This is a genomic window from Psychrobacter sp. 1U2 (assembly GCF_051847575.1).
Window position 1 is genome coordinate 1 of the sequence record NZ_JBPYDC010000614.1, and the last position, 940, is coordinate 940.

The window sequence follows — 940 nt, forward strand, 5'->3', positions numbered from 1 at the left end:
GGTGTTTTATCTTTATCTTATTTATGGCTCAGTTTTTATAATTCGGTTCGTATTATTTAACCTTTACAACTTATTTTTTATAAGTTAACGGTTGGAAAACTTGACAGCCAATCGAACAACCGCCTCTACTATAGCAAAAACCTTGCACAGTGCCCATGCGTAAATAAACTAAATGACACAAAATCATGATAAAGGACCATCTTTTTTATGATTGCCGAATATATACTTGGGAAAACAGTACCAGCCAAACTATCATGCAAATTTACATAGCAAATTGTGCTACAGTTTCATATGAGTCATACCGCTATTAGGCGAATGGCTACCGTTAACTGTTTTTATAAGGATATATGATGAGCGCATTACAACAACTTAGCACCATGACCACTATTGTTGCAGATACAGGCGACCTTGCCGCTATTGCGCGACTAAAACCTATCGATGCGACCACCAATCCAAGCTTAATCACCAAAGCACTTATGAACTCTGACAATCAAACGCTGCTGCTAGAAACCATGAGCCAACATCAAGGCAATGTGGACGCAGTCATCGACGCGCTTACCATTCAAATTGGCTGCGATATTTTAGAGTTGATCGAAGGTCGCGTATCTACAGAGGTTGATGCTCGCTTATCTTATGACACACAAGCGACTATTGATAAAGCTTTAGAGTTTATGGACGCTTACCAAAAAGCAGGCATCAACTCTGAGCGTATCTTGATCAAAATGGCCGCTACTTGGCAAGGGATTGAAGCGGCGCGCTACCTTGAGACTCAAGGTATCCATTGCAACTTAACGTTATTATTTGGACAACATCAAGCCGTCGCTTGCGCTGATGCAGGGGTCACCCTGATTTCACCTTTTGTCGGTCGTATTTTAGATTGGCAAAAACGCCAACAAAACCGTCAAAACGTCCCCGTCTCTGACGATATGGGCGTACAATC

The 940-nt window shown here is 41.6% G+C and carries 1 protein-coding gene; it reads left to right on the forward strand.

From position 1 onward, the window contains the following. Window positions 1-350: 350 nt before the first annotated feature. The coding region (locus ACS8FD_RS17630; protein WP_439276806.1) for a transaldolase family protein at window positions 351-940 on the forward strand (590 nt) is incomplete at its 3' end.